Source organism: Pseudomonas fluorescens group sp. PF-69 (assembly GCF_054481235.1).
The window spans coordinates 2,790,746-2,817,594 of sequence record NZ_JBTMNC010000001.1 but is presented as its reverse complement, the minus strand read 5'-3'; the positions used below and the strand labels follow the sequence as shown (position 1 = coordinate 2,817,594).

At 60.3% G+C, this 26,849-nt stretch carries 25 protein-coding genes; 14 read left to right on the top strand and 11 right to left on the bottom strand.

Annotated features, from left to right (window positions below; genetic code table 11):
• Positions 1–89: 89 nt before the first annotated feature.
• From ACX3YF_RS13040 to rlmF, 5 genes are all read left to right on the top strand, one after another.
• Positions 90–902 (top strand): cytochrome C assembly family protein, encoded by an 813-nt coding sequence (locus tag ACX3YF_RS13040; protein WP_458973785.1) that lies wholly within the window; start codon positions 90–92, stop codon positions 900–902.
• Positions 903–914: 12 nt separating this feature from the next.
• The gene (locus tag ACX3YF_RS13035) at positions 915–2,150 is read left to right on the top strand and encodes a transporter associated domain-containing protein (protein WP_130204448.1); all 1,236 of its coding nucleotides are present in this window, start codon (positions 915–917) and stop codon (positions 2,148–2,150) included.
• 197 nt (positions 2,151–2,347) lie between these two features.
• Complete coding sequence (locus ACX3YF_RS13030) at positions 2,348–3,664, top strand: MFS transporter (protein WP_458973784.1); 1,317 nt, start codon at positions 2,348–2,350, stop codon at positions 3,662–3,664.
• 240 nt (positions 3,665–3,904) lie between these two features.
• Positions 3,905–6,751 (top strand): valine--tRNA ligase, encoded by a 2,847-nt coding sequence (locus ACX3YF_RS13025; protein WP_130204446.1) that lies wholly within the window; start codon positions 3,905–3,907, stop codon positions 6,749–6,751.
• A 175-nt stretch (positions 6,752–6,926) separates the two neighbouring features.
• Positions 6,927–7,958, top strand: a complete 1,032-nt coding sequence (gene rlmF / locus ACX3YF_RS13020) for a 23S rRNA (adenine(1618)-N(6))-methyltransferase RlmF (protein WP_458973783.1) — start codon at positions 6,927–6,929, stop codon at positions 7,956–7,958.
• Between the two features lie 161 nt (positions 7,959–8,119).
• Here the strand turns inward: rlmF and ACX3YF_RS13015 are convergent, their stop codons facing one another.
• Entirely contained in the window at positions 8,120–8,557 is a 438-nt protein-coding gene (locus tag ACX3YF_RS13015; RefSeq protein ID WP_130204444.1) for a DUF3757 domain-containing protein, read from the bottom strand.
• Positions 8,558–8,921: 364 nt separating this feature from the next.
• Positions 8,922–9,203 (bottom strand): HU family DNA-binding protein, encoded by a 282-nt coding sequence (locus ACX3YF_RS13010; protein ID WP_007905514.1) that lies wholly within the window; start codon positions 9,201–9,203, stop codon positions 8,922–8,924.
• Between the two features lie 396 nt (positions 9,204–9,599).
• Between ACX3YF_RS13010 and yejK the strand changes: the two genes are divergently transcribed.
• Together yejK and ACX3YF_RS13000 are read left to right on the top strand one after the other, a co-directional pair.
• Entirely contained in the window at positions 9,600–10,604 is a 1,005-nt protein-coding gene (yejK, locus tag ACX3YF_RS13005; protein WP_130204443.1) for a nucleoid-associated protein YejK, read from the top strand.
• Positions 10,604–10,954 carry a glutaredoxin family protein gene (locus tag ACX3YF_RS13000; protein ID WP_047532781.1) on the top strand — a complete coding sequence of 117 codons (351 nt, stop codon included), beginning with the start codon at positions 10,604–10,606 and terminating at the stop codon, positions 10,952–10,954. Before yejK ends, ACX3YF_RS13000 begins: the two co-directional genes overlap by 1 nt.
• 35 nt (positions 10,955–10,989) lie before the next feature.
• Here the strand turns inward: ACX3YF_RS13000 and ACX3YF_RS12995 are convergent, their stop codons facing one another.
• The 4 genes from ACX3YF_RS12995 to ACX3YF_RS12980 all read right to left on the bottom strand — a co-directional run bounded on the left by ACX3YF_RS12995 (position 10,990) and on the right by ACX3YF_RS12980 (position 13,582).
• Positions 10,990–11,925, bottom strand: a complete 936-nt coding sequence (locus tag ACX3YF_RS12995) for a glutathione S-transferase family protein (RefSeq protein ID WP_458973782.1) — start codon at positions 11,923–11,925, stop codon at positions 10,990–10,992.
• An 87-nt stretch (positions 11,926–12,012) separates the two neighbouring features.
• Complete coding sequence (locus ACX3YF_RS12990) at positions 12,013–12,324, bottom strand: GIY-YIG nuclease family protein (protein ID WP_458946226.1); 312 nt, start codon at positions 12,322–12,324, stop codon at positions 12,013–12,015.
• 39 nt (positions 12,325–12,363) lie between these two features.
• A complete protein-coding gene (locus tag ACX3YF_RS12985; protein WP_130204441.1) occupies positions 12,364–12,834 on the bottom strand; it encodes a nuclear transport factor 2 family protein in 471 nt (156 codons plus the stop codon).
• A gap of 121 nt (positions 12,835–12,955) precedes the next feature.
• Positions 12,956–13,582, bottom strand: a complete 627-nt coding sequence (locus ACX3YF_RS12980; protein WP_130204440.1) for a response regulator — start codon at positions 13,580–13,582, stop codon at positions 12,956–12,958.
• A gap of 477 nt (positions 13,583–14,059) precedes the next feature.
• On the opposite strand from ACX3YF_RS12980, the gene ACX3YF_RS12975 reads away from it, so the two are divergent.
• The 7 genes from ACX3YF_RS12975 to ACX3YF_RS12945 all read left to right on the top strand — a co-directional run bounded on the left by ACX3YF_RS12975 (position 14,060) and on the right by ACX3YF_RS12945 (position 21,530).
• Positions 14,060–14,776, top strand: coding sequence for a fimbria/pilus chaperone family protein (locus ACX3YF_RS12975; RefSeq protein WP_130204439.1), 717 nt, complete (start codon positions 14,060–14,062; stop codon positions 14,774–14,776).
• Between the two features lie 135 nt (positions 14,777–14,911).
• Positions 14,912–17,389: a fimbria/pilus outer membrane usher protein gene (locus ACX3YF_RS12970; protein WP_130204438.1), complete on the top strand. Its 2,478-nt coding sequence runs from the start codon at positions 14,912–14,914 to the stop codon at positions 17,387–17,389.
• Positions 17,390–17,398: 9 nt separating this feature from the next.
• On the top strand, positions 17,399–18,541 hold the full coding sequence (locus ACX3YF_RS12965) for a DUF1120 domain-containing protein (RefSeq protein ID WP_130204437.1): 1,143 nt from the start codon (positions 17,399–17,401) through the stop codon (positions 18,539–18,541).
• Between the two features lie 81 nt (positions 18,542–18,622).
• Entirely contained in the window at positions 18,623–19,240 is a 618-nt protein-coding gene (locus ACX3YF_RS12960) for a DUF1120 domain-containing protein (protein ID WP_130204436.1), read from the top strand.
• A gap of 115 nt (positions 19,241–19,355) precedes the next feature.
• Positions 19,356–19,973 carry a DUF1120 domain-containing protein gene (locus ACX3YF_RS12955; protein ID WP_130204435.1) on the top strand — a complete coding sequence of 206 codons (618 nt, stop codon included), beginning with the start codon at positions 19,356–19,358 and terminating at the stop codon, positions 19,971–19,973.
• A 200-nt stretch (positions 19,974–20,173) separates the two neighbouring features.
• A complete protein-coding gene (locus ACX3YF_RS12950) occupies positions 20,174–20,800 on the top strand; it encodes a DUF1120 domain-containing protein (RefSeq protein ID WP_223272639.1) in 627 nt (208 codons plus the stop codon).
• Positions 20,801–20,879: 79 nt separating this feature from the next.
• On the top strand, positions 20,880–21,530 hold the full coding sequence (locus ACX3YF_RS12945; RefSeq protein ID WP_130204434.1) for a DUF1120 domain-containing protein: 651 nt from the start codon (positions 20,880–20,882) through the stop codon (positions 21,528–21,530).
• Positions 21,531–21,538: 8 nt separating this feature from the next.
• Here the strand turns inward: ACX3YF_RS12945 and ACX3YF_RS12940 are convergent, their stop codons facing one another.
• From ACX3YF_RS12940 to ACX3YF_RS12920, 5 genes are all read right to left on the bottom strand, one after another.
• Positions 21,539–22,846 carry a CynX/NimT family MFS transporter gene (locus ACX3YF_RS12940; protein ID WP_130204433.1) on the bottom strand — a complete coding sequence of 436 codons (1,308 nt, stop codon included), beginning with the start codon at positions 22,844–22,846 and terminating at the stop codon, positions 21,539–21,541.
• Positions 22,836–23,495, bottom strand: a complete 660-nt coding sequence (locus ACX3YF_RS12935) for a FadR/GntR family transcriptional regulator (protein WP_130204432.1) — start codon at positions 23,493–23,495, stop codon at positions 22,836–22,838. Before ACX3YF_RS12935 ends, ACX3YF_RS12940 begins: the two co-directional genes overlap by 11 nt.
• A gap of 247 nt (positions 23,496–23,742) precedes the next feature.
• Positions 23,743–24,507, bottom strand: a complete 765-nt coding sequence (locus tag ACX3YF_RS12930) for an amino acid ABC transporter ATP-binding protein (protein ID WP_003171943.1) — start codon at positions 24,505–24,507, stop codon at positions 23,743–23,745.
• A 10-nt stretch (positions 24,508–24,517) separates the two neighbouring features.
• Complete coding sequence (locus ACX3YF_RS12925; RefSeq protein ID WP_130204431.1) at positions 24,518–25,615, bottom strand: amino acid ABC transporter permease; 1,098 nt, start codon at positions 25,613–25,615, stop codon at positions 24,518–24,520.
• Positions 25,616–25,625: 10 nt separating this feature from the next.
• Positions 25,626–26,807: an amino acid ABC transporter permease gene (locus ACX3YF_RS12920; RefSeq protein ID WP_130204430.1), complete on the bottom strand. Its 1,182-nt coding sequence runs from the start codon at positions 26,805–26,807 to the stop codon at positions 25,626–25,628.
• Positions 26,808–26,849: the final 42 nt, after the last annotated feature.

Genomic DNA, 26,849 nt, shown 5'->3' with positions numbered 1-26,849 from the left:
AAGACTGCGTCTGGCGGACACCTCGCACTTTCGTGCCGTGTGGGTTCTATGCCAAACTCATCGGCTTTCGGGCTTGCCTAACAGGACTTATGCTCCCTTTGTCACCCAGCTTGCTAACCACTCTCGCCGCCGCCTGCTTGTATGCCGCTGCGACTTTCTATCAGGGCACTCGCCTGGCCAACGGCGCCAAGGCGAACAAACGGCTGCTCGTCACGCTCGGCGTGCTGGCGGTACTGGCCCATGGCGCCAGCCTGGTCACTCATCTGCTGACGCCAATCGGGCTGGGGCTGGACTTTTTCAGCGCCGCCAGCCTGATCGCTGCGGCCGTCATAGCCCTGACCCTGCTCGCCTGCTCACGCATACCGGTGGGAAACCTGCTGGTGCTGTTGTTCCCACTGGGGGCCGCGACGGCGCTTCTGGCACAGTTTGCGCCCGCCGGTACCGTGCAGATCATTGACGAAGCACCGGGCATCCTCGCTCACATCCTGCTGTCGATCCTCGCCTACGGCATGTTTACCATTGCGGTGTTCCAGGCCTTGCTGTTGCTGGTTCAGGACCATCAACTCAAGCACAAACACCCCTCGGGGCTGATCAAGAACTTCCCGCCGCTGCAAACCATGGAAAGCCTGCTGTTCGGCTTTCTCTGGGCCGGCTGGACCCTGCTGTCCCTGTCGCTGATCTCGGGCTGGCTGTTCGTCGAAAACCTTTTCGCCCAGCATCTGGTGCACAAAACCTTGCTGGCCTGCCTGGCCTGGATCGTCTTCAGCGTACTGCTCTGGGGTCGTAACCGCCTCGGCTGGCGCGGACACAAGGCCATTCGCTGGACCCTTGCCGGTTTCTGCCTGCTGATGCTGGCGTATTTCGGCAGCAAGCTGGTTCGTGAATACATCCTGCACATCTGACGGGCGGCATAAATGGACGACTTGCCCATAGGGCCGATGCTCGCAGTAGTGGCCCTGCTGATTTTATGGTCGGGGCTGTTCACCGCCATTGAAGCCGCTCACCAGCACGTACTGGCCAAGCGCATCGCCTCACGTTCAAGCGACAAACCGCTGACCAGGCTGAGCTTTCCGCTCAACAGCCTGATCTTGTGCAACACCCTGTGCCGCACGCTGGTGGTGGTTATCTGTACACTGCTGGCCCTTTTCACCTGGGCCGAAAAGGGGCCCTGGGTCGCGTGCCTCGGCGCGAGCGCCATCTTGCTGGTGTTCGCCGACTACCTGCCACGCGCCCTCGCCGCCCGCCATCCGGATGCGATTCTGGCACTGGGCAACAACCTGCTTCGCATCCCGCTGAAGCTCATCTACCCGGCGGCATGGCTGCTCAACGCCACCAGCCAATTGCTGCTCAGACCGCTCGAGCGCAAAGCCAAGGTGGTGCAACAGAGCGAAGACGAACCACCGAAAGCCCAGTACGACGATCGCGAACCCGCCATCTGCCGCCCGCACTCGCTGCCTGGCATCCATGCGCTGGACAACATCACGGTCAACGACATTCTGGTTCCGCGCAGTGAAGTCGACGGGATCAACCTCGACGATCCGATCGAGGAAATCATCGAGCAACTGCGCCACAACAAGCGCACCCGCCTGCCGGTGTTCCACAGTGATATCAATCAGGTCGAAGCCGTGCTCAACACCCGGCAAATCGGCCACCTGCTACCCGACGCGAGCCTGACCCTGGAAGCGCTGCTGGCTGCCAGTCGCGAACCGTACTTCGTGCCTGAAAGCACTCCGCTGCAACTGCAACTGCTGAATTTCCACAAACAGCAACGCCGCCTGGGCATGGTGGTCGACGAGTACGGCGAAGTGCTCGGCATCGTGACCCTGGAAGACATTCTCGAAGAAATCGTCGGCGAGTTCGAAAGCCAGCAAAGCCTGAACAACCCGCACATCCACCCCCAGGCCGATGGCCGCTTGGTGATCGACGGCGCAGCGTCGATTCGCGAACTGAACAAGAGCCTTGGCTGGCACCTGCCAAGCGATGGCCCGAAGACCTTGAACGGCCTGGTGACCGAAGCGCTGGAAACGATTCCCGAGAGCGCGGTATGCCTGAAGATCGGTCGTTATCGCCTGGAAATCCTCGAGACCGAAGACAATCGGGTGACTCGGGTACTGATCTGGCAGACCACCCCGATGCCGGTGGTTATCTAGGATTCAGCGTAACTTCCCCACAAAAAACCGCGAAAAACAGGCCACTTGTTAGATCGTTAGCCACCTTCCTATAATCGAGCCGCTTACCCAAGCCTCGCTACACCCGTGCTACCCGCACCCCGCTCCAAACCCACATCCCTGGGTATCAACCATAATAATTCGCTCCACTGGGGCACATGACTGTCAGGGATAACCGCATGACGACCAGCACGACTTACAGCGACTCCACACCCGCGCAACCGACGAACTCCGCCACCCGCGTGGCCACGGCGAGTTTCATCGGCACCGCCATCGAATTCTACGATTTCTACGTCTATGCCACCGCAGCCGCGCTGGTGATCGGCCCGGTATTCTTTCCGCAGACATCCGGCACGGCACAGATGCTGTCGGCCTTCCTCACGTTCGGCATCGCATTCCTTGCACGCCCCCTGGGTTCGGCGCTGTTCGGTCACTTCGGCGACCGTATCGGCCGAAAGTCCACCCTGGTGGCTTCCCTGCTCTTGATGGGGGTGTGCACCACGCTGATCGGCGTGCTGCCAGGCTACGACAGCATCGGGGCCTGGGCGCCGATCCTGCTCTGCGTGTTGCGCTTCGGCCAAGGCTTGGGGCTGGGCGGCGAATGGGGCGGCGCGGCCTTGCTGGCCACGGAAAACGCGCCCAAAGGTAAACGCGCGTGGTTCGGCATGTTTCCGCAACTCGGCCCTTCCATCGGGTTTCTGGCGGCGAACGGCCTGTTTCTGACGCTGGCCATGGGCCTGGACGACGAACAGTTCCGCTCCTGGGGCTGGCGGATTCCGTTTCTGCTCAGCGCCGTGCTGGTGATGGTCGGGCTGTATGTGCGCCTCAAGCTCCACGAAACACCGGTGTTCGCCAACGCCGTGGCGCGCCAGGAACGAGTGAAGATCCCGCTGATCGAGCTGTTCAGCCAATACTGGGTGCCGGTTTTGCTGGGCGCCGGCTCGATGGTCGTGTGCTACGCGCTCTTTTATATCTCGACCGTGTTTTCGCTCAGTTACGGTGTGGCGACACTCGGCTACAGCCGCGAAACCTTCCTCGGCCTGCTGTGCTTCGCCGTGCTGTTCATGGCCGCCGCCACACCGCTCTCGGCCTGGGCCAGTGACCGCTTCGGGCGCAAACCGGTGCTGATCATCGGTGGCGTGCTGGCCATTCTGTCCGGGTTCTTGATGGAACCCCTGCTCACCCAGGGCTCGACCTGGAGCGTGGCATTGTTCCTGTGCATCGAACTGTTTCTGATGGGCGTGACGTTTGCGCCGATGGGCGCGCTGCTGCCGGAACTGTTTCCAACCCACGTGCGCTATACCGGCGCCTCCGCGGCCTACAACCTGGGCGGCATTGTCGGGGCTTCGGCCGCGCCGTTCTTCGCGCAGAAACTGGTGGCGATGGGCGGTTTGAGCTATGTCGGCGGGTATGTATCCGGCGCGGCGGTGCTGAGCTTGATTGCAGTGCTGTGCCTGAAGGAAACCCGGCATAACGACTTGAATCGGATCGCCTGACCCATCGCCATCGCGGGCAAGCCCGCTCCCACAGGATTGAAGTCGGTCACGGAAGTGCGGTACGACAAAGAACCTGTGGGAGCGTGGCTTGCCCGCGATGGCGTCCTGATTGGCAAACCTTATCCCCAACCGGTCACGATTTTTCCCCCACCCGTTAACGCCTCGCTCTACGCGTAACAGTTTATCCCCGCTATACTCTTCGGCTTTTCCTGAATAAATGCCAATAGGGTCCCGCCGCGCATGGATAAGACCTACCAGCCGCACGCCATTGAAACTTCCTGGTACAACACCTGGGAGTCAGAGAATTACTTCGCCCCGCAAGGCGCGGGCGAGTCCTACACCATCATGATCCCGCCGCCGAACGTCACCGGCAGCCTGCACATGGGTCACGGCTTCAACAACGCGATCATGGACGCCCTGATCCGTTTCCGCCGCATGCAGGGTCGCAACACCCTGTGGCAGCCGGGCACCGACCACGCCGGTATCGCCACGCAGATGCTGGTGGAGCGTCAACTCGAAGCCCAGGGCCAGAATCGCCACGATCTGGGCCGCGACAAATTCCTCGAGAAAGTCTGGGAATGGAAGGATCAGTCGGGCGGCAACATCAGCCGCCAGATCCGCCGCCTCGGCTCGTCCGTCGACTGGAGCCGCGAGCGCTTCACCATGGACGACGGTCTGTCGGAAGCGGTTAAAGAAGCCTTCGTACGCCTGCATGAAGACGGCCTGATTTATCGCGGCAAGCGCCTGGTCAACTGGGACACCAAGCTGCACACGGCGATTTCCGACCTCGAAGTGGAAAACCACGACGAGAAAGGTTTCCTGTGGAACCTGAAATACCCGCTGGCCGATGGCGCCAAAACCGCTGAAGGCAACGACTACCTGATCGTCGCGACGACCCGTCCGGAAACCATGCTCGGCGACGCCGCCGTGGCCGTTAACCCGAACGACGAACGCTACAAAGCCCTGATCGGCAAATTCGTCGAGCTGCCGCTGGTCGGCCGCCGCATCCCGATCATCGCCGACGATTACTGCGACCCTGAATTCGGCACCGGCTGCGTGAAAATCACCCCGGCCCACGATTTCAACGACTACGAAGTCGGCAAGCGCCACAACCTGCCGCTGCTGAACATCTTCGACAAGAATGCCAGCGTCCTGCCAGCCGCCCAGGTGTTCAACCTCGACGGCACGCTGAACGAAAGCATCGACGGCAAGATCCCGGCCGAATACGCCGGCCTCGACCGTTTCGAAGCACGCAAGCAGATCGTGGCCGCGTTCGAAGCCGCGGGCCTGCTGGTCAGCGTTGACGATCACGCCCTGAAAGTCCCGAAAGGCGACCGCTCCGGCACCATCATCGAGCCGTGGCTGACCGACCAGTGGTACGTCTCCACCAAGCCTTTGGCCGAGCCTGCCATTGCCGCCGTCGAAGACGGCCGCATCCAGTTCGTGCCCAAGCAGTACGAAAACATGTACTTCTCCTGGATGCGTGACATTCAGGATTGGTGCATCAGCCGTCAGCTGTGGTGGGGCCACCGGATTCCGGCCTGGTACGACGAGTCGGGCAAGGTCTACGTCGGCCGCGACGAAGCCGAAGTGCGCGCCAAGCACAACCTCGGTCCGGACGTTGCACTGCAACAGGACAACGACGTTCTCGACACCTGGTTCAGTTCGGGCCTGTGGACGTTCTCGACGCTCGGCTGGCCGGAGCAAACCGAATTCCTGAAGAAATTCCACTCCACCGACGTGCTGGTGACCGGCTTCGACATCATTTTCTTCTGGGTTGCCCGGATGATCATGCTGACGATGCACCTGATCAAGAACGAGGACGGCACGCCGCAGGTTCCGTTCAAGACCGTCTATGTGCACGGTCTGGTGCGTGATGGCCAGGGCCAGAAGATGTCCAAGTCCAAGGGCAACGTCCTCGACCCGCTGGACATCATCGACGGTATCGAGCTGGAAGAGCTGGTCAGCAAGCGCACCTCCGGCATGATGCAGCCAAAACTGGCGAAGAAGATCGAGAAGCAGACCCGCGAAGAATTCGCCGACGGCATCGCCAGCTACGGCACCGACGCCCTGCGTTTCACCTTCTGCTCGCTGGCGTCCACCGGTCGCGACATCAAGTTCGACATGGGTCGCGTCGAAGGCTACCGCAACTTCTGCAACAAGATCTGGAACGCCGCGCGCTACGTGCTGGACAAGGGCGAAGACTGCGGCCAGAACGGCGAAGCCTACGAACTGTCCCTGGCCGATCGCTGGATCATTTCGCAGCTGCAACGCACCGAAGCCGAAGTGACCCGCCAACTGGATCAGTTCCGCTTCGACCTGGCCGCCCAAGCCTTGTATGAGTTCATCTGGAACCAGTACTGCGACTGGTACCTGGAACTGTCCAAGCCTGTGCTGTGGGACGAGAACGCCCCGGTCGAGCGTCAGCGCGGCACCCGTCGCACACTGGTTCGCGTACTGGAAGTGGCCCTGCGTCTGGCCCATCCGTTCATGCCGTTCATCACCGAAGAAATCTGGCAGCGCATTGCGCCGCTGGCCGGCATCGAAGGCAAGACGATCATGCTGCAACCTTGGCCGGTGGCCAACGAAACACGCATCGATCAGGCCGCCGAGGACGACATCGAATGGCTCAAGGGCCTGATGCTCGGCACGCGTAACATCCGTGGCGAAATGAACATCGGCCCGGGCAAACCGCTGCCGCTGTTCTTGAAGAACGTCAGCGCCGAGGACCAGCGTCGCCTCACTGAAAACGAAGCCTTGCTGAAGAAACTGGCGCGTCTCGAATCGATCACCGTACTGGCCGCCGGCGAAGAAGCACCACTGTCGGCGACCGCGCTGGTTGGCGAGATGGAAGTGCTGGTACCGATGGCTGGCCTGATCGACAAGGGTGCGGAACTCGCGCGTCTGGACAAGGAAATCCAGCGCCTGCAAGGCGAAGTGCAACGGGTTGGCGGCAAGCTGTCCAACGCCGGTTTCGTCGACAAGGCGCCGGCTGAAGTCATCGAAAAAGAACGCGCCAAGCTGGCCGAAGCCGAACAGGCCCTGGGCAAGCTGGCGGAACAACACGCGCGGATTGCCAGTCTGTAACGGCACATCGCAATGAAACAGGGAGGCCCGGGTGGCCTCCCTTTTTTATCCGCCCCTTTCTCCCAAACATAGAATCTCCCACAACGGACTTGCGGTGACCCGCACAGTTGAACTCACAATGGCCGGATGTGGGACAATGCCCGCCACTTTTAGCCACGCCCGAATCGACACCCCCATGACTGCCCCCCGCACTCCCAAACCTGCGCGCCAAAAGCCTGAATCGACCAAGGCAGCCAAAGCCGTTGAGCCACGCGAGAAGGCCAGCCTGCATCCGCGCAATCGCCACCAGGGTCGCTATGACTTCCCGGCGCTGATCAAAACCACGCCGGAATTGAAGCAGTTCGTGATCACCAACCCATACGGCAAGGAAAGCATCGACTTCGCCAGCCCGGATGCGGTGCGCGTGTTCAATCGGGCACTGCTCAAGTCGTTCTACGGCATCGCCCATTGGGACATTCCGGCCGACTATCTGTGCCCGCCGGTGCCGGGACGTGCGGATTACGTGCACTTTCTGGCCGATCTGCTGGCCAGCGGCAATGACGGCGTGGTCCCGCGTGGCGCGGCAGTGAAGGTGCTGGATATCGGCATGGGCGCCAACTGCGTGTATCCGCTGATTGGTCACAGCGATTACCGCTGGCAGTTCCTCGGCTCGGAGATCGACGCCACCGCCATCGCCGCCGCCAAAGCCATCATTCAGTCCAATGGTTTGAACAAAGCCATTCAGATCCGCCAGCAGAGCAACCCGAAACAGATCCTGCTGGGCCTGCTCGAAAGCGCCGAGCGGTTTGACCTGACCCTGTGCAACCCGCCGTTCCATGCCTCCCTGGAGGAAGCGACCCGAGGCAGCACCCGTAAATGGCGCGCGCTGGGCAAGGCCGACCCGAAACGCAAACTGCCAGTATTGAACTTTGGCGGTCAGGCGGCGGAGTTGTGGTGTGAAGGTGGCGAGGCAAGGTTTGTCACGCAATTGATCAGCGAGAGCCTGCAGGTGGGGCAACAGGTGTTGTGGTTCAGCACACTGGTGTCGAAAGCCTCGAACCTGCCTGCGATCCAGACCGCCCTGAAAAAGGCTGGCGTGCTGGAAAGCCAAGTGGTGGAAATGTCCCAGGGGCAGAAACAGAGCCGTTTCGTCGCCTGGACGTTCCAGACCAAGGCGCAGCAACAGGCCTGGCGCCAGGCGCGCTGGGCCAAGGCTTCAACGGAATAACACTGCGATATGTCTTGGGACAAGTCGTTGCCGTGAACAAAAAAACCGTGCGCCGGATTAATCCGGCGCACGGTTATTTTTAACCAGCTTTACTTGCTAACAGTGTCGACCCGGCCTTTGGCCACAACTCGCCAGGTGACCTGAGTCAAACATGCCATGCATCAGTGCTTCGCTGGCCTGACGATCTCTTTGAATGCACAGCCGCGAACTTCCTTGTTTGTGCAGTAATACCGTGAGTTCCACTCTTCCCACGCCCCGCCAACATCGATACTCGCGACAGTCCCTTCCCTTTTGAACCTCATATCCACCGCGCCGCCCTTTTGCAGCCTATAACCACAACGCTGGACTTCACCTATGACGGTACTCCCCTCGACATCCTTGTGAGGCACGAAGATCGCCTCCTCGAACTCTCCAACCGGCCCCTGGCCGCCTTGAGACACACCGTACCACTCGCCATTGCCGTCAGCCGTGGGGGCGTTGTAGACACCCGGGTTCAATTCCCTGATGTCTGCAGGGCTTGGGCAGTACTCCGTGACATTTGCCCAGGCCTGACCGGACAACAGAATCGACACGCACATCACCAACTGTTTAAGTTTCATAAAACGTCCCTGTAACTAACAACTAGAATTTGGTTTATTGGCTTTTACGCAAAGCCGAGCGCCACACCGAATCGATACTACCGATCCAGGGCAGACACTCAACTATCAGTACTGTAGGAAAGTTCGCCAGACACACAGAGAAAACTAACTTATTCAATTCACACTGTAAAAATCGACGCCCTACATAACTGACGATTCCATTAATCCATTGCCAGAAACAGTCGCCCCATGAAATGCCAGGGGATAAAAACGCACTTCAGCAAAAAACAAAATGTTACATTGATCCACCTTGCGCCGATCTTTTTGACGGGCACAAAAAAACCGTGCCCGGAGTACTCCGGCGCACGGTTTCTTTTAACAAGTCTTACTTGTTAACAGCGTCGGTCAGGCCTTTGGCCACAACCAGCTTGATCACTTTCTTGGCAGCGATTTCGATGGCAGCGCCAGTCGAAGGGTTACGGCCAGTACGGGCAGGACGCTCAGTCACTTTCAGTTTGCCGATACCTGGCAGAGTGATTTCGCCGCCGTTTTCCAGCTGATCGGCAACGATTTGGCCCAGTTGGTCCAGAGCGTTACGCGCGGTGGTTTTTGGCGCGTCGATAGCTTCAGCGATGTCGGCGATCAGTTGGTCTTTAGTAAGAGCCATGTAGTGTTCCTTCCCTATCAAATTCATATGGATTGCAGAGTGCAGTGTCAGCCATCGAGCCCGATCTTCTGGATCTGGCACCCTCGGCCAAATAACCACGGGATCGGGGTTATAGATACCGAAATCCGGGTTTGGTTCGACCTGACAAATGCTGAATGCACGCTTAACGCAGTGACTTCGCGTAAGACGGGGCAAAACTAGCACAGAGACGGGGAAATATCCGCCTCCAGCTACCCATTTGGTCAGCTTTATTGCTCTAAAACGGGAAAAAATCCCATATGTGACGCCCGCCACCCTGGAATTGACCTTCGCACCGCGCCAAAACCAGCGGTTGCGGTACACTGAGCGCTTTTTCGGGGGAGCACGCCCTCCTCTCTTCAATCAGCCGAGAAACCCATGCCGATCCGTCATTGCATCGTCCACCTGATCGACAAAAAACCCGACGGCACACCTGCAGTTCTCCACGCTCGCGAATCGGAACTGGCCGAGTCCGCCGCCATCGAGAACATGCTCGCCGACCTCAATGAAAGCTATAACGCCAAACAGGGCAAAGCCTGGGGGCTGTTTCATCCGGAGTCCGGGGCCTTTCCTTTCAGCGGCTGGCTGAAGGAATACCTCGATGGCAGCAGGGACTTCACGGCGTTCAGCCGCGTGGCGGTGGAACACCTGCAAAAACTGATGGAAGAATCCAACCTCTCGGTCGGCGGCCACGTATTGTTCGCGCACTACCAGCAAGGCATGACCGACTATCTGGCCATTGCCCTGCTGCACCACAGCGAAGGCGTCGCAGTGACCGATCAACTGGACGTGACCCCGTCCCGTCACCTGGACCTGGGCCAATTGCACCTGGCGGCGCGGATCAACGTGTCCGAGTGGCAGAACAACAAGCAGTCCAAGCAGTACATTTCGTTCATCAAAGGCAAGAACGGCAAAAAGGTTTCGGAGTATTTCCGAGACTTCATCGGCTGCCAGGAAGGCGTCGACGGGCCGGGCGAAACCCGCACGCTGCTCAAGGCGTTCAGTGACTTCGTCGAGAGCGAAGACCTGCCGGAAGACTCCGCTCGAGAAAAAACCAAGACCCTGGTGGATTACGCCAGCAGCCAGGCCAAACTGGGCGAGCCCATGGGCCTGGAAGAGTTGTCGGAGCTGATCGACGAAGAACGCCCTAAAGCTTTCTACGACCACATCCGCAACAAGGATTACGGCCTGTCGCCGGAAATCCCGGCCGATAAGCGCACCCTGAACCAGTTCCGCCGCTTCACCGGCCGCGCCGAAGGCCTGTCGATCAGTTTCGAGGCACACTTGCTGGGCTCGAAGATCGAGTATGACGAAGAGGCCGGTACGCTGATCATCAAGGGCCTGCCCACCTCGCTCACCGACCAGCTCAAGCGACGCAACTGATGCTGGGCAGGGTGTTGAAGAAATGCCTGCTGATCCTGCTGGTGGTCGTGGTCTACCAGAACTGGGGCAAGATCGAGCGCCTGATGGACCCGACCCGCCTGGTGTCCGAGCAGATGCAGCTCAAGGCCAATGTCGTGATCTACAGCACGGACTGGTGCGGCTACTGCAAACAGACCCGGCGCTTTCTCGATCAAAGGAACATTCCGTACAAGGAATTCGATATCGAAAAGGATGCCGTGGCGCGCAAGGACTATGAAGCGCTCGGCGGCGGCGGGATTCCGATCATCGATGTGAACGGAACGCTGATTCGCAAGTATGACCCGGATGCGATCCTGGCTGCCCTGAAGTAACCCTGTAGGAGCGAGCTTGCTCCTACAAGGAATCGTCAGGCCGCTTCGATCCGGAAACCGAACCGCGGGAAGTGCACATGCACCAGACCGCCACGCTCGTCTTCACGACGAAGAATCAATTCCTCGCGGCCGGCAAACAACAACTCACCCGCCACCGGATCGACGCCATAGTCGGTTGCTGCGATCACCACCGGCTGGCCCGCCTTGAAACCATTCGGTTCATCGAACTGTTCGTCCGGCAATGCCGCCGGAGTGGAAGCCCGCGCCACCTGCAACGCCTCTTCGGCGGTCATCTCGCTCGAGGCGCCATGGCCGAACCCCAACACACGGGCATGCCACGCGCTCACCGCCGGATAGTTATCCACAAGCGGAGACGTCACGGGCGTCGCCTTGAGAAACCATAACGAATGCGCCAGGGCGAAGTCGGCAATCGACGGCTCGCCGAACAGGTAATCCCCCTCCTCGCGCTGCAGCTGTTGTTCCAGCCGCGCCATGATCGTCGGCCATTGATGCCTGGCCTGCTCCGCCGACAGGCGCGTGGCGCTGCCGCCGCTGAACAGCCCGGCGCGGTCGGCGATAAAGGCCTTGATCGCTTCCGGCGACAAATTGCCGAAGCGCACCGCGATCGATTCCGGCTGAAACACCAGGCTGACCGCATGCTGGAACACCACCGAATCGGCCCAGCTGGCGAAGCTGGCGGTGATCATTTCCTGGCCTTCCGGGAAAAACGCCGGCAGGGCTTTTTCCTGCTCCAGACGACGGGCGATCAACGAAGTGTCGCAATAAATATCCGCACCGATTTGCAGCACCGGGGTCTTGCGATAGCCACCGGTCAACGCGGTCAGGTCGGGTTTGGGCATCACCGGTGAGATCTTCACCGAGCGCCAGGACAATCCCTTGAAGCCCAGCAGCAAACGCGCCTTTTCGGCAAATGGGGACGTCGGGTAATGATGCAGGATCAACTCGGACATGCTCGGCTCCGCCGTACGAATAGGAAGTCGCAGCTTAGCGCGCAATCGGTTAGCAGCCTACAGATCTGCCTGATGGGAACAGATCAGTCAGAGTGATAAGCCGGCGGCCGCACTGGCCACCAGGCATTCCTTGGCGCTTTTCTTGAGCTTCTTGATCAGGCGCTCCTGGCGCAACGCTTCGCTTTTATCGCGACAGACTTCGGTGTAGACCAGCGCCATGGCCGGGCTGGACAGGAAGAAGCGTGCCCCTTTGCCGCTTTGATGCTTGGCGAAGCGGCGCACGGGATCGTCGCTGATCCCGCAGTAGAGCGAACCATTGGCCGCGCGCACGAGATAGACGAACCAGGGTTTGCTCACCGCAATGGCGGTGTCGACAGGGCTTTCGCTGGGGGCGTTCACGTAACGATCAGTGCTTGAAGGGGACAAGCCGCGATCTTATCAGCGGCTGGCCTGGAATGCCTTCAAACCCTTCAAGGCCTGAGCACGAACAGCGTTGCTCACCAACGGCGTCCAACCGAGCAGCAGGCCTTTGAAACCCAGCGCCTGACGCGACCACTTCCACAGATTGAAGCTGTCGTGATGCTCGCAAATCTTGCCGTCACGGAAAACGAAACGCGCCTGGATGTCATTGACCACGATGTTGCCGGTCTGACTGAACAGATAGGTCGCCACCCAATGGGCAGCGCCCGTGCGCTCATCGGCGCGCACGTTATCGAAACTCAGGGAGAAATCCTTGGCCCGGGTCGTCAGCATGCGCCACATGTCGCTGGCATCGCGGCCGCGAAGCTCACCAAACGCCGGATCACTGAACACCACGTCATCGGTATAGCAGGCTGCCATGGCCTCGGCATCCAGGCGTTGGAAGGCCTGGTAGAACCGGGTGATCAATGCGCTGTGGATATCACTCATGGGCAGGCTCCCTGTTGTTGCGAAATGTTTTCGAAAGATGGCCTGCACAATAATCTGCAAAGGTGCCGAACACTATGGGTATTCGCCACGAGAATACCGGGACAGCTCGTACGCTGAGCGCCTAGATCGACATTCCGCTGTCGCGGGCGTAGGAAAAAAGCTCGACATCCGTGGAAATACCCAAGCGGTGCATGGCCATGTTTTTTTGTTTGCTTATGGTCGACACACTGCGCTGGAAGTGACTGGCGATTTCGCTGACGGTCATACCACTGGCCAGCATCCGCACCACTTCGTGCTCTTTGGCCGATAACGGCAACTCGCTCATCTGGCTACCCGTGTCAGCCAGCAGTGTTCGCAACGACTCACTGATGTAGCGTCGCCCCCCACCCACCGCATTGATCGCCAGGGGCAGTTCGGTCTCCGCCGCGGATTTGGTGACGATGGCCCGTACCCCCTGAGCCAGCGCCGCCCTCGCCGTGGCGACGCTGGTAAACATCGTCAGCACAATGACCGGCAACGCCGGATGGTCGCGCCGAATCGTACTCAACATTTTCAAACCATCGGCCTGCTGCCCTCCCGGCATGGAGAAATCGGTGATCAACAGATCGCAGGGTGTGCCCGAAAGAATACGCATCAGGCTATCGGTACCCTCAGCCTCAGCAACGATGACGCATTGCCTGGTGGCATTGATCAACATCCGCAACCCGATGCGGACGACACAGTGATCGTCAGCAATTACGACTCGCATTGTGGGAGGTCTCCTGCTTGTGATTGAAGGGCGCGGAAATTAACGCCGTTCCCCGCCCCCTACAACACCCGCCCGAAACCTGAAATCCGAATTTTCCAATGTCCTTAAGGACCTGAGTTTTTGCCTAGCAAACAATCAGATTACTCCTACATTGCATCACGCATAAACCTACGCAGACGTACTACCCACAACGGCGATTCCGGCGGATTTCAGCCTGTAATCCGCAACACCTTTTCATACACCGAGCCGCTTCTTTTCGTATTTGTTGCATTTCAGCCGCTGCCATACCCAGCGTAAATTCCGCTCCCGTCACTGGCGCCCTTTACCAAGAACGAGCAACTCAACGAAAACGTCTTTGAGCCTCCTCGACACCGCGATGCTGCAGATGCCCTGACCGCTTGCTCGCTTTCGTACTGCCACCCGCAATCGAAGTTGAGTCCGGACTCCTTTTATTCGAACGTTCCCATGAGACACGTCATGCCGAAGTACTTTTCTTTCTCGCGTCAAATGATCCACTCCGGTATTGGCGTACTCGCGCTGTTGCTGACGTCCCATGTCCAGGCCGACGGCATGGTCCCGAACACCTCGGTGGTGATCGTCAACGAGGCTGATGGCGAGGCTTCGGTTTCCGTGACCAATACCGACGCCAACCTGGCGTTGCTGCACGTCACCATTGAAGACATCGAGCAGGACAAAGAATCCCTGGTGTTCGTGACTCCACCGCTGTCCCGCGTCGAGGCGTCGAAAACCCAATTGGTGCGCTTCATCCTGCAATCGGAAAAGCCCTTGCTCACTCAACGCTTGAAGCGCGTGATCTTTGAAGGCATCCCCCAGGGCAGACCTGCCGCCGACGCCGGGCATGCCCGCGTCGGTGTGACGGTGCGCCAGAACCTGCCGCTGATTCTGCACCCCAAGGGCCTGGCGCCCAATCGCACGCCGTGGACCGATCTGCAATGGTCATTGCGGGACGGCCAACTGACCGTGCGCAACGACACACCTTATGTGGTGCGCCTGGCGCAGGAGCTGCAATTGTTGCCGTCCAGGAGCGGTGCTTTGTTGCCGCGAACCTATGTGCTGCCCGGCGAGAGCATCAGTGTGCCGGCAACGGCCACAACCGCGACGCAGGTGCGCTTCCTGCCCGCCACCGTCTACGGTTTTGCGGTGCCGCACTACGACGCACCCGTCGAATCCTGATACGCATCACCCTGGCGCCCCAAGGCAATGTGGGTGCCGACAAGAAACAGAGACGACGACCCGTTGACCGTCGCCGAACGTGTGCCTGAACCACAGCGTGTCGAGCAGCACGCTGGCCTAAGACAAGTGAACTCCATGAACACCGTATCGACCTACCGTGATGGCGAAGCCATGCCCGCGATTCGAGTGGCGAACGCTCGCCTTCCGCGATCCCGAGCCTGGGTGGGGCTGGGGTTGGCCAATGCACTGGTGCTGACCGATGTCGGTGCCGACGCCTTGGCCGACTCGCCGCTGCTGACCTCGTTCGACAAGAGAACGCTGGAGCAACGTGGTATCGACCCGGCACTGGCGACGCTGCTGCTACGAGCGCCACGCTTCACCGCGGGCCGGCATCCGGTCACGCTCACGGTCAACGGTCAGCGCCGTGGGCGGGTGGATGCCGCGTTCAGTCGCCAGGGTGACTTGTGCTTTGACCAGGCCCTGCTCGACACAGCAAATCTGAAGGTTCCTGCTGGCACGCAGGATGATCAGCCTTGTCACGACTTCCTCGGCGCCTGGCCACAAACCGTGATCGACCCGGACCCGGCCAGCCTGGGCCTGTCATTGATCGTGCCCACTGACTCGATCCGCCCGACAACCCGGGACTTTACCGGCTACCAAACCGGTGGCTTCGCCGGTCTGCTCAATTACGACGTCAACAGCCTGCACAGCCACTTCGGCGATCAGTCGAGCCGTTATCTGTCGGCCAATACCGAACTGGGTTTCAACGCCGGCGACTGGATCGTACGCAGTCGTCAGGTGCAGACCCGGCAGGATGACGTGTCGCGCACCAGCCATTTGGCGGCCTATGCCCAGCGCACCTTCGCCAGTCAGCAAGCGGTGCTGCAGGCCGGACAGATCAATCTCTATAACCCGGTGCTCGCCGGTGCGCAGATAACCGGTGTGCAAGTCATGACCGAACAGGCGCTGCGGGTCGAAGGCCAAAACGCGGTGATCGAAGGCATCGCGCACAGCCAGGCGCAGGTCGAAGTCAGACAGAACGGTTCGCTGATTCATACGACGGTGGTGCCCGCCGGTCCGTTTTCCTTGAATGACGTGCGTCGGCTCAACAATCGCTCCGATGTGGAAGTCACGGTCAAAGAGGCGGACGGCAGTGAGCGCAGCTTTACCGTGCCGGCCGCCATGCTCGGTATCGGCCTGCCCGCGCCCGGCTTCTCGCTGGGAGCCGGCCAGGTACGCAGTACAAGTGAGGCTCAGGATGGCGATCCATGGGTGATCAGCGGTGGCTGGAGCGCAGCGCTGGATCCTCGATTGCAGTTCAGCGCGGGCATGACCGGCGCTGCCGATTATCGTGCGACTGGCTTCAGTCTCGGCCTGCTGCCCTCGACCGAGACGCAGATTCAGGCCGGCCTTTTGAGTGCCCATGCCGTTGGACGCGCCCCATCCCGCGGCCTCCAAGGCGACCTGAGCGCATCCCATCGATTCGATGACCAGTGGTCGATCAACGCCGGCAGCTCGTACCGGACCTTCGGCTACCGCGAACTTGAGGATGCCGTTTTCAGCGTCGCTTCAGACAACGACAAGTCCCGTTACCGCGATCGGCAAAGCGTCGCGCTGGCCTGGTCACACCCGGCCCTGGGCACCTTCAGCGGCGGCATGAGTCGCTCGTCTTCATTCGACGGTCAAAGCAACAGTCGTGCGCTGGCGTCCTGGGGCACCAGCATCGGCGGGGTGTCCGTTTCGGCAAGCGCTGAATGGCAACTCAGCGGGGCGAGCCGCAGTGATAACAGTCTTTACCTGAATCTCAGCATTCCCCTGGGCGAAAGTCGCCGGGCACGAACCTGGGTGCGCAGTGCCGCTGGCGAGTACCGCAGCGGTGTCGGCCTGAACGAACGGGTCAACGACCGATTCGGCTATCGGATCGGCGTCGAACACGACACCCGCGACAAACAGATGCAGTCCACTGCCGGCGTTTCGTTGCTGCCGCGCTCCAGCCAGCTGGACCTCAGTTACACCCGTTCCGACGCCGAGCGCTCGAGCTATCAGGCCGGCGCCCGCGGCGGCGCCGTGCTGCATGGCGGTGGCTTGACGCTGTCGCCTTATCCGGTGCGCGACACCTTCGCCCTGCTGTCCGTCGGTGAGATGGACGCCATCAGGGTCAACACCCCCAGCGGCCCGGTCTGGACCGACGGGCAAGGTCAGGCGGTGGTCCCGCAAGTCGCTGCCTATGGCCGCAGTGCGGTGGAAATCGATACCCGTTCGCTACCGCGCAACATCGATATCAACAACGGCATGGCCGTGATATCGGCCGGTCGTGGTGCGGTCGACCGCGTCGAGTTCGGGGTCACGATGACCCGCCGCGCCTTGCTCAAGGTCACCACGAGCCAGGGCACACCACTGCCCCGAGGCGCGACGGTGAATACCGAGGACGGCGAGTTCGTGACGCTGGTTCAGGACGCCGGCCAAGTGTTCTTGCCCAACGTTCTCGACTTGCGCCCTCTGTGGATAACCGCGCCGGGGCTTGAGCGCTGCCGACTGGATTTCGAGCTGCCGGCCAAAGCCGACGCCGAGGCGTACTACGAAACCGCCGTTGCCCAGTGCCGAGCCCTCTGAGGATAATTGATGAACCTGTCCCGTTACCTGCTGCCATTCCTCGCCCCCCTGACGCTGGGCGCCTTCTCATCTCACGCCTGGGCGTTGCCGCAGGACTGTCAGCTCAGCCTCAGCCAGCCCGTGCTCGACTACGGCTTGATGAACCGTGCGATACGCATCGATACAACACCGGTACGTACCTTGGGCGAACGTCGCCTGGGCCTCAACCTGAGTTGTTCGCAGCCCACCGACATGAGCGTGTTCTACCGCGCCATGGCCGCGACCGCCGAACGCTATTACTTCGCGGAGCGCGGCAGCTATGAAATGCGTGTACGCGATGGCGTACTCGATGGGCAATCAGTCGATTTGGGACTGATTTCCAATGTCGGCCAGTCACCTGTGGAAACCGCATCGACCCTGATCTGGCGCCCGGAACACGGCATCGTGCCAGTAAGCGCCGGTACAACGGTGCAGGGTCGGAGCTTCTCCGCGCAGATCGAGGTGACCGCCTGGGCTCAGGAACAAGCGATGCGGGTGCGTGACGCCGTGACCTGGGAAACCACGGGGGTATTCGACGCAGTCGCGGCAGGCCGCTCCCGGGAAGCCATCCTGCGTGCCCGCTTCGCGCCGGGGGCTTGCGAGCCGGTGCTGTCCAACGCCGGCCTGGTCGATTTTGGCAGGTTGTCCAAGAGCGATCTGAATACCGACCAGGGCACTCGACTGCCGCCCAAGACCCTGACGCTGCGGGTCGATTGTGATGCGCCGACCCACTTTGCCCTGGTGATGCACGACAACCGCGCAGGCTCGGCGACGGTCAACAGTGAGATTTATTACGGCCTGGCCTTCGATAACCGTGGCAACAAGATCGGCCTGTATTCGCTGAATGTCGATCCGGCCGATGCCAGCGCCGACAGCTTTGCGCGCCTGTACCGAACCGACTCCACCACCACAGGCGCGGCCTGGAGCACGGCCAGTACAAGCCCGATCCCCGTCGGCCAGAAAAGCTACCTGGGCTTTACCGACATCGCCGGCAGCACCGCAGGCCCGGTCGCGATTCAGAACCTGACAACCGGCGTCACCGTCGAGGCCGTCATTGCGCCCACCTCAACCCTGGACCTGAGCACCGCCGTCCAGCTCGATGGCTCGGGAACGATCGAGATTATTTACCTGTAACACCCAACCCACCTTGTTGACCCCGGGGCGCAATGGAGCGCCTTGGGCGAATCAAGGAATCAACCAGCAAAAAGGAAAAAAATGAAAAAGTACTTCGTGGCCCTGTCGACTGCCGCTCTGGTCAGCGTTGCACCTTATGCCCTCGCGTCGTCAACCGACCTGACGGTCACAGGTGTCATCACCCCGGCTGCCTGCACACCGATCCTGTCCAACGGCGGTGTCGTGGATAACGGCAAGATCTCGGCGAAGGATCTGGACCCAGTGCAGGATACGTTGGTCGGCACCCATCCGCTGCAACTGGCGGTGTCATGCGATGGGCCGACTCAGTTTGCATTAAAGCCCATCGATCGCCAGGCCGGCACGGCCTCTATGGCAAGCTGGTTCGGCCTGGGCCTGACCGACGCAGGCGAGAAACTGGGCTGGGTTCGCGTCGATGTCAAAAATGCCCTGGCAGACGGCGTGGCGGCACAGGCCATCGACTCCGACGACGAGGGTAAAACCTGGAAGGCAACCTGGGTAACAAGCCCCGGATACCTCCTGTCAGTCGGTTCCACCACCGACCTGAGCACCCCGCTGTTTGTGAAAGACCTCACCATGGATCTCGAGGTCAACACCAACATCACCCGCGCCGACAGCCTGACCCTGACCGACGAAGTGGTCATGGACGGTGCCGTGACATTTGAAATGACTTACATCTAACCCCCCGATGCCGAACCACTCGCGGCGTCTGGGCGAGTGGTTCGGCTCACACTTCCTTCCTCGGCACCTTTGGCAAGGGGATGGAAACAACCACTGAAAAGAAGCATTAGCCAATATGAAGAAGTATCTCGCGGCACTTTCCAGCACCGCTCTGATCAGCGTCGCGCCCTTTGCCCTCGCGACCTCCAGTACCGACCTGACGGTCACTGGCGTCATTACGCCACAGGCTTGCACACCGAGCCTGTCCGGCGGTGGCATGGTGGACAACGGCAAGATCTCGGCAAAAGACCTCAATCAAGACAAAGAAACCATACTCCCACCTCAAACGCTGCAAATGACCATCGCCTGTGATGCCCCGACGTTGTTTGCCCTGGACTCAACGGACAACAAGGCAGGTACATCATCCAATGGCTGGTTTGGTTTGGGCTTGACCGACGCCGGCGAAAAAATCGGCTTTGTATACCTGGCCGGCCAGAACCCCGTCGCGGACGGCAATGCTGTGCGGATGATCGAATCGGAAGACGACGGCGCAAGTTGGGAGCTCAGAAACTGGTTAATCCCCGAGTCACTGAGCGCATTCGCCGCTGCCAGCGGCCCCATCACTCCCACCCCCATCAAGGATCTGGCGATGGACCTGGATGTTCAGACGTATATCGCTCGCGCCGACAGCCTGACCCTGACCGATGAAGTCACGCTGGATGGTTCGGCCACCATCGAAGTGAAGTACCTCTAAGCGCATGACGCCGAACCGTTCGCGCCGACGGCGTGACCTTGACCGATGAGGTCGTAATGGATGGCGCCGCGCCTTTGGAAATGACCTACCAGTAAGACCCGACGCTGAGCCGCTCGCAGCGTTCGGGCGAGTGGTTTTGCATCAATACCCAACCCGATCCTCGGGGACCGGGTGCGGTAAACAACCACCAGGATGAAGCAATGACCGACATGAAAAAATACTTCGCAGCACTCTCCGCCACCGCCCTGATGAGCATTGCGCCCTATGCCCTGGCGTCGTCGACCGACCTGACCGTTACCGGGGTCATCACGCCGGCCGCCTGCTCGCCGAGCCTGTCCGAAGGCGGGCAGATTGACATAGGGAAAATCCCTTCGCATACCCTTTATCCAAACACCAGCACATTAGTAAGCACCCACACATTGCAATTGACCGTAGCGTGTGACGCGCCGACCCTGCTCGCACTGAATGCAATCGATCACATGGCGGGTACTGAATATGAACCGGGTTACTTTGGTATAGGACTCACCAAGGCCGGCGAAAAACTGGGTGCGATCTGGCTTAGTGTAAGAAATCCACTGGCGGACGGGCAGCGGGTCACCACCATTGCCTCGTACGATGGCGGAGCAAGCTGGGAGGATTACGACGACTTGAGTCCGAGCAATCTCGTATCGGTCGCTCATCACTCTGATCTCGGCTCTCCGATCCCGGTGAAATATCTCGACACACAGCTATATGTAAGGACCGCCATTGCCCCGGCAAACGGTTTGACACTGACTGACGAGGAAAGCATCAACGGAGAGGCAAGCATCGAAGTGATGTACCTGTAAGTACCCGCTGAATCACTCGCCGTGCGAAATCACGCGTGGTTCAGCCTCACTCGCCTCAACCTGGAAGAGGAACTGATCGTTGAAACACTTTCTTGCGCCCGTTGCAGCTGTTCTATTGATCAACCCGACTCATGGCGTACTGGCAGCATCAACAACGGACTTGACCGTCAAAGGTCTCCTTACCCCCGCCGCCTGCACGCCATCGTTGTTTCCCAACGGCCTGGTCGATTACGGAAAAATTTCCCGGCAGGATCTGAACAGCGATAAACGAACGCGCCTACCAGACAAGTCCCTCGCCTTCGCCATCAGTTGCCAATCACCCACGCGATTCGCCTTGCGCATGCGCGACGATCGTAGCGGTACGGCCATCGTTAACAGCGAAATCCATTACGGCCTGAATCTTGATCGCAGTGGCAACAGGATCGGTCTGTACGCCCTGCACTTCGATCCGGCTCAAACCGTGGTGGATGCACTGCCTCGGGTCTATCGGACCGACTCCACCACCGAAGGCCGGGCCTGGAGCCCGTCGCGCAGCGAGCCGATACCGATTGGCGCCAGAAGCTATCTCGGTTTTACCGAGATAGCGGGCAGCACCGCGGGCCCCGTCGCCATTCAGAACCTGAGCAGTCGCGTGACCCTCGAAACCGTCATCGCGCCCACCTCAGCGCTCGACCTGAGCAGCGATGTCCTTCTCGATGGAGCGGCAAGCCTGGAAGTGCTTTATCTGTAGCGCCGCCCTCAGACTTTTTCGCTTTCGACCTGCACATACAGCGCACGACCGGCCCCCAGGCCAGCGATGATCGCCCCCAGGCCGATGACCCCGAAGATCCAGCCCACGGCATTCCAGCCGCCGGTCCAGTCATGCACGATGCCCACCGCGAACGGCCCCATGGAGGCCAGGGTGTAGCCGAATCCCTGGGCCATGCTCGACAGGTTCGCCGCCACATGGGAATCCCGCGAGCGCAGTACGATCAAGGTCAATGCCAGGCTGAACGTGGCGCCCTGCCCCAGCCCCAGTACGATCGCCCAGCCCCACAAACCTTCGATCGGCGCGTACAGGCAACCGAACAATCCGCCCAGGGTCAGCGCCATGACGATCACGATGGCCACGCGCTGATCCTTGCCGCGAGTGGCCAGCCACGGTGCAGCCAGCGAGCTGACCAGTTGCACGATCACTGAACCCGACAGCACCAGACCGGCCTGGGTCGGCGTCAGGCCACGGCCGATAAGTATCGACGGCAACCAGCCGAACACGATGTAGGCCAGGGACGATTGCAGGCCCATGTACAAGGTCACTTGCCAGGCCAACGGGTCACGCAGCAGTCCGCGAACGCGGTAGGCGACGTTGTGCGCACCGTGTTTCTGGCCGACTTGCGGCAACCAGAACACGGCGGCAACCAGTGCCGGGATCACCCAGAAACCGAGCCCCATTGCCCAGCTCTTGTCGAAATGCTCGCTCAGCGGCACGGTGGAACCTGCGGCCATGGCGGCGCCCAGGCACAGGGCCATGGTGTAGACGCCGGTCATGGTCCCGGCCTGTTTGGCGAAGTCACGCTTGACGATACCCGGCAGCAGCACGCCGATCACACCGATGCTGGCACCGGCCAGCACACTGCCGGCGAACAGGCCGATCTCGCCAATGGAACTGCGCAGAATGATCCCCCCGGCCAGGGTCAGGAGGATGCCCAGCACCACCCGCTCGGCGCCAAAACGTCGCGCCAGCAGCGGCGCCAGCGGCGCGAACAGCCCCAGGCAGAGGACCGGCAAGGTGGTCAGCAAACCGGCCTGGGCCGCCGACAACCCGAGACTTTTCGACACGTCGCTGAGCATCGGCGCCATGCTCGACAGTGCCGGGCGCAGGTTCAGCGCCACCAGAATCAGGCCCAACAGCAACAGCCATGGCCGGCGCAAGACCGGTCGGGTTTGCTGGACTTGTTCATCATCGGCTTCGGCGTCGATCAGCAGCTCTTCCAGCTCCGCCGTGCGTTTGGGTTGAGCGGTGTTGCCTGGATCGCTGGTCATGGTGCTCCCGGTTTCAAGGTTCATTGATCAACTGCCTCGACAAGGCTTTGGCCCGCTCCGGGTCGCGTTGCTCGACCGCATCGAGCAACGCGATGTGCAGGTCGAACACTTCCTGTCGGCGCGGGACGATGTTCAGGGTCTGACGCAACTGCGCGCCGACCACGCTGGAGAAGTAGCGATACAGCTCGCTGAGGGTCGGGTTGTGCGCGGCGTCCACCAGACGGCGGTGGAACACCAGATCGCAGGCGATGTAAGTATCGAGATCACCGTGATAGTGACTGCCGCTCACCCCCAGCGCCTCGCGCAACGCCAGCAGGTCTTCATCGGTACGACGCAAGGCGGCCAAGCCGATGGCCTCGACTTCGAGGATGTGCCGGGTTTCCCGGGCCTGCTCGAGGGAGCAACGGGACAACGCCTTGAGCGTGTCCAGTGGATCGACCACCGCCCGCAAATAACTGCCGTCGCCCTGGCGGATCTCGATCAGCCCGGAAAACGCCAGCACCCGCATGGCTTCACGCACGGTGTTGCGGCTGATGCCCAGCTCGGTGGACAACTCGGGTTCGGTGGGCAAGCGCTGACCCACCACCCAGACACCCTGGTTGATACGCAGGCGCAACTGATCCAGGGCCTGATCGACCAGGGATCGTTTAACTAATGGAGAGATTTCAGACATTGGATTCGCCCTGTCATCCAATCATAGGATGAATTTCCTGGCATGTTAGTCAGCTTGTTCCGCAACGGCAACCACCTGTAGGAGCGAGCCTGCTCGCGATGGACGAGAGAACGCCGCGGGGCATCAGGAAATCAGCGTTAACGTTAACGTCCATCGCGAGCAGGCTCGCTCCAACAGGGGTCGGGATTTCTTCGGGCAAAAATAAACCCGGAACTCAGTCCGGGTTTATTTCACTGCCGAGGGTCGATCAATGCAGGATCTGGCTCAGGAACAGCTTGGTGCGGTCGTTCTGCGGGTTGTCGAAGAAGTCGTTCGGCGCAGCCTGTTCGACGATTTCGCCCTTGTCCATGAAGATCACGCGGTTGGCCACGGTACGGGCGAAGCCCATTTCGTGGGTTACGCAGAGCATGGTCATGCCGTCTTCGGCCAGGCCAATCATGGTGTCCAGCACCTCTTTCACCATCTCGGGGTCGAGTGCCGAAGTCGGTTCGTCGAACAACATGATTTTCGGTTTCATGCACAGCGCACGGGCAATCGCCACACGCTGCTGCTGACCGCCGGACAGTTGCCCCGGGAATTTATGCGCCTGCTCCGGAATGCGTACGCGCTCCAGGTAGTGCATGGCGATTTCCTCGGCCTTGCGCTTGGGCATCTTGCGCACCCACATCGGTGCCAGGGTGCAGTTCTGCAAAATGGTCAGGTGCGGAAACAGGTTGAAGTGCTGGAACACCATGCCGACTTCGCGGCGGATCGCTTCGATCTGCTTGAGGTCGTTGGTCAACTCCACGCCATCGACCACGATGCGGCCCTGCTGGTGCTCTTCCAGACGGTTGAGGCAGCGGATGGTGGTGGACTTGCCGGAACCCGACGGACCACACAGAACGATACGCTCGCCCTGCTTGACGTTGAGGTTGATGTCCTTGAGTACGTGAAACTGGCCGTACCACTTGTTTACGCCCTGCATCTGAATAATGCCTTCAGGGCTCACAGGCTGTTTGATTGCTTCGCTCATAAAAGAACTCCTAACGCTTGTGGCCAGTGTCGAGCTTACGTTCCAAATGCATGGAGTAGCGGGACATACCAAAACAGAAAATCCAGAACACCAGGGCTGCGAATACATAGCCTTCGGTGGCCATGCCCAGCCATTTCGGGTCGGCGGCGGCTTGTTTGACGCTGTTGAGCAAGTCGAACAGGCCGATGATGATCACCAGGCTGGTGTCCTTGAACAGGGCAATGAAGGTGTTGACGATGCCGGGGATCACCAGCTTCAGGGCTTGCGGCAGAATCACCAGGCCCATGCTGCGCCAGTATCCCAGGCCCATCGCCGCAGCGGCTTCGTACTGCCCCTTGGGAATCGCTTGCAGCCCACCGCGCACCACTTCAGCCACGTAGGCTGACTGGAACAGGATCACACCGATCAGGGCCCGCAGCAGTTTGTCGAAGTTCATGCCCTCGGGCAGGAACAACGGCAGCATCACCGAGGACATGAACAGCACCGTGATCAACGGCACGCCGCGCCAGAACTCAATGAAAGTCACGCAGACCACACGAATCGCCGGCATGTTCGAACGACGGCCCAGGGCCAGGACAATCCCCAGCGGCAACGCACCGGCAATACCGACGGTGGCGATCACCAGGGTCAGCATCAAGCCGCCCCATTGGCTGGTCGCCACGTTGGTCAGTCCGAAGAGACCACCATGCAACAGGAAGTAGGCAATGATCGGGTACAGCACCAGGAAGCTCAGGCCATACACTGCTTTACGGGGAAAGCGCGAGATGAACAGCGGTGCCACACCGATGACCGCCAGCCACACCGTCAGGTCCACGCGCCAGCGCAGTTCCGGCGGGTAGTAGCCGTACATGAACTGGCCGAAGCGCTGCTGGATGAACACCCAGCAGGCGCCCTCCTTCGTGCAGTCGGCGCGAGTGGTGCCGACCCAGTTGGCGTCGAGGATCGCCCAATGCAGGATCGGCGGCACCACCAGGTAGATCAGGTAGAACGCAAACAGGGTCAGCAGGGTATTGAGCCAGCTGGAGAACATGTTCGCGCGCATCCACGCCACCACACCGATGCTGCTGCTCGGAGGTGGCATGTCGGGTTTGAAAGTATGAGTACTCATGCGCTTTTCCTTACCGCTCGATCAGCGCAATGCGCTTGTTGTACCAGTTCATCAGCAAGGAAATGCTGATACTGATCGCCAGGTACACGCTCATGGTGATCGCAATCACTTCGATCGCCTGCCCGGTCTGGTTCAGCACCGTACCGGCAAACAGCGAGACCATTTCCGGGTAACCGATACCGGCCGCCAGCGACGAGTTCTTCGCCAGGTTCAGGTATTGGCTGGTCAGCGGCGGAATGATCACGCGCAGGGCTTGCGGGATGATCACCTTGCGCAGGGTCGGGCCGTTGCGCAGGCCGAGCGAATGCGCCGCTTCGGTCTGGCCATGGCTGACCGACTTGATCCCCGAGCGCACGATCTCGGCGATGAACGCCGCGGTGTACACCGTCAGGGCCAGGGTCAAGGCCAGCAGTTCCGGGATCAGCACCCAGCCACCGACGAAGTTGAAGCCTTGCAGCTTCGGCATTTCCCAATGCAGCGGCGCGCCGAAGATCAGCGCGCACAGCGCCGGAATCACCAGGAACAGCGCCAGGCCGGTCCAGAACTTGTGGAACGGCACACCGGTGGCTTCGAAGCGTTTGTTGGCCCAGCGGCACATCAGCACGATGGCGACGATAGCCACGACCACGCTGGCCACGAACGGCCAGAAACCGTCTGCCGTCAGCGCGGCCGGCATGTTCAGGCCACGGCTGCTGACGAAGAAGGTGTCGCCGAAGTTATGGCTGTTACGCGGCCCCGGCATGGTCAGGAACACCGCGAAGTACCAGAACAGGATCTGCAGCAGCGGCGGAATGTTACGGAAAACTTCCACGTACACCGTCGCCAGCTTGGCGATGATCCAGTTTTTCGACAGCCGCGCCACACCGACGATGAAACCGAGGATCGTCGCCAGGATCACGCCAATGAAAGTCACCAACAGGGTGTTGAGCAGACCGATGACAAACACCCGGGCGTATGTGTCCGATTCGGTGTAGTCGATCAGGTGTTGAGCGATGCCGAACCCGGCACTGCGCTCCAGAAAGCTGAAGCCCGAGGTAATGCCCCGGTGCTGAAGGTTGGTCTGTGTGTTATCGAACAGATACCAGCCCATCGAGACCACCGCGACAATGGTGATGATCTGGAATAGCCACGCACGCACTTTCGGATCGCTGAGGCTGAGCCTCTGCTTTGGTGCGCCGATTGAATTTTGCATGAAGTGCCCCGCAAATAATGGAACAGAACATCACCCGGTGGT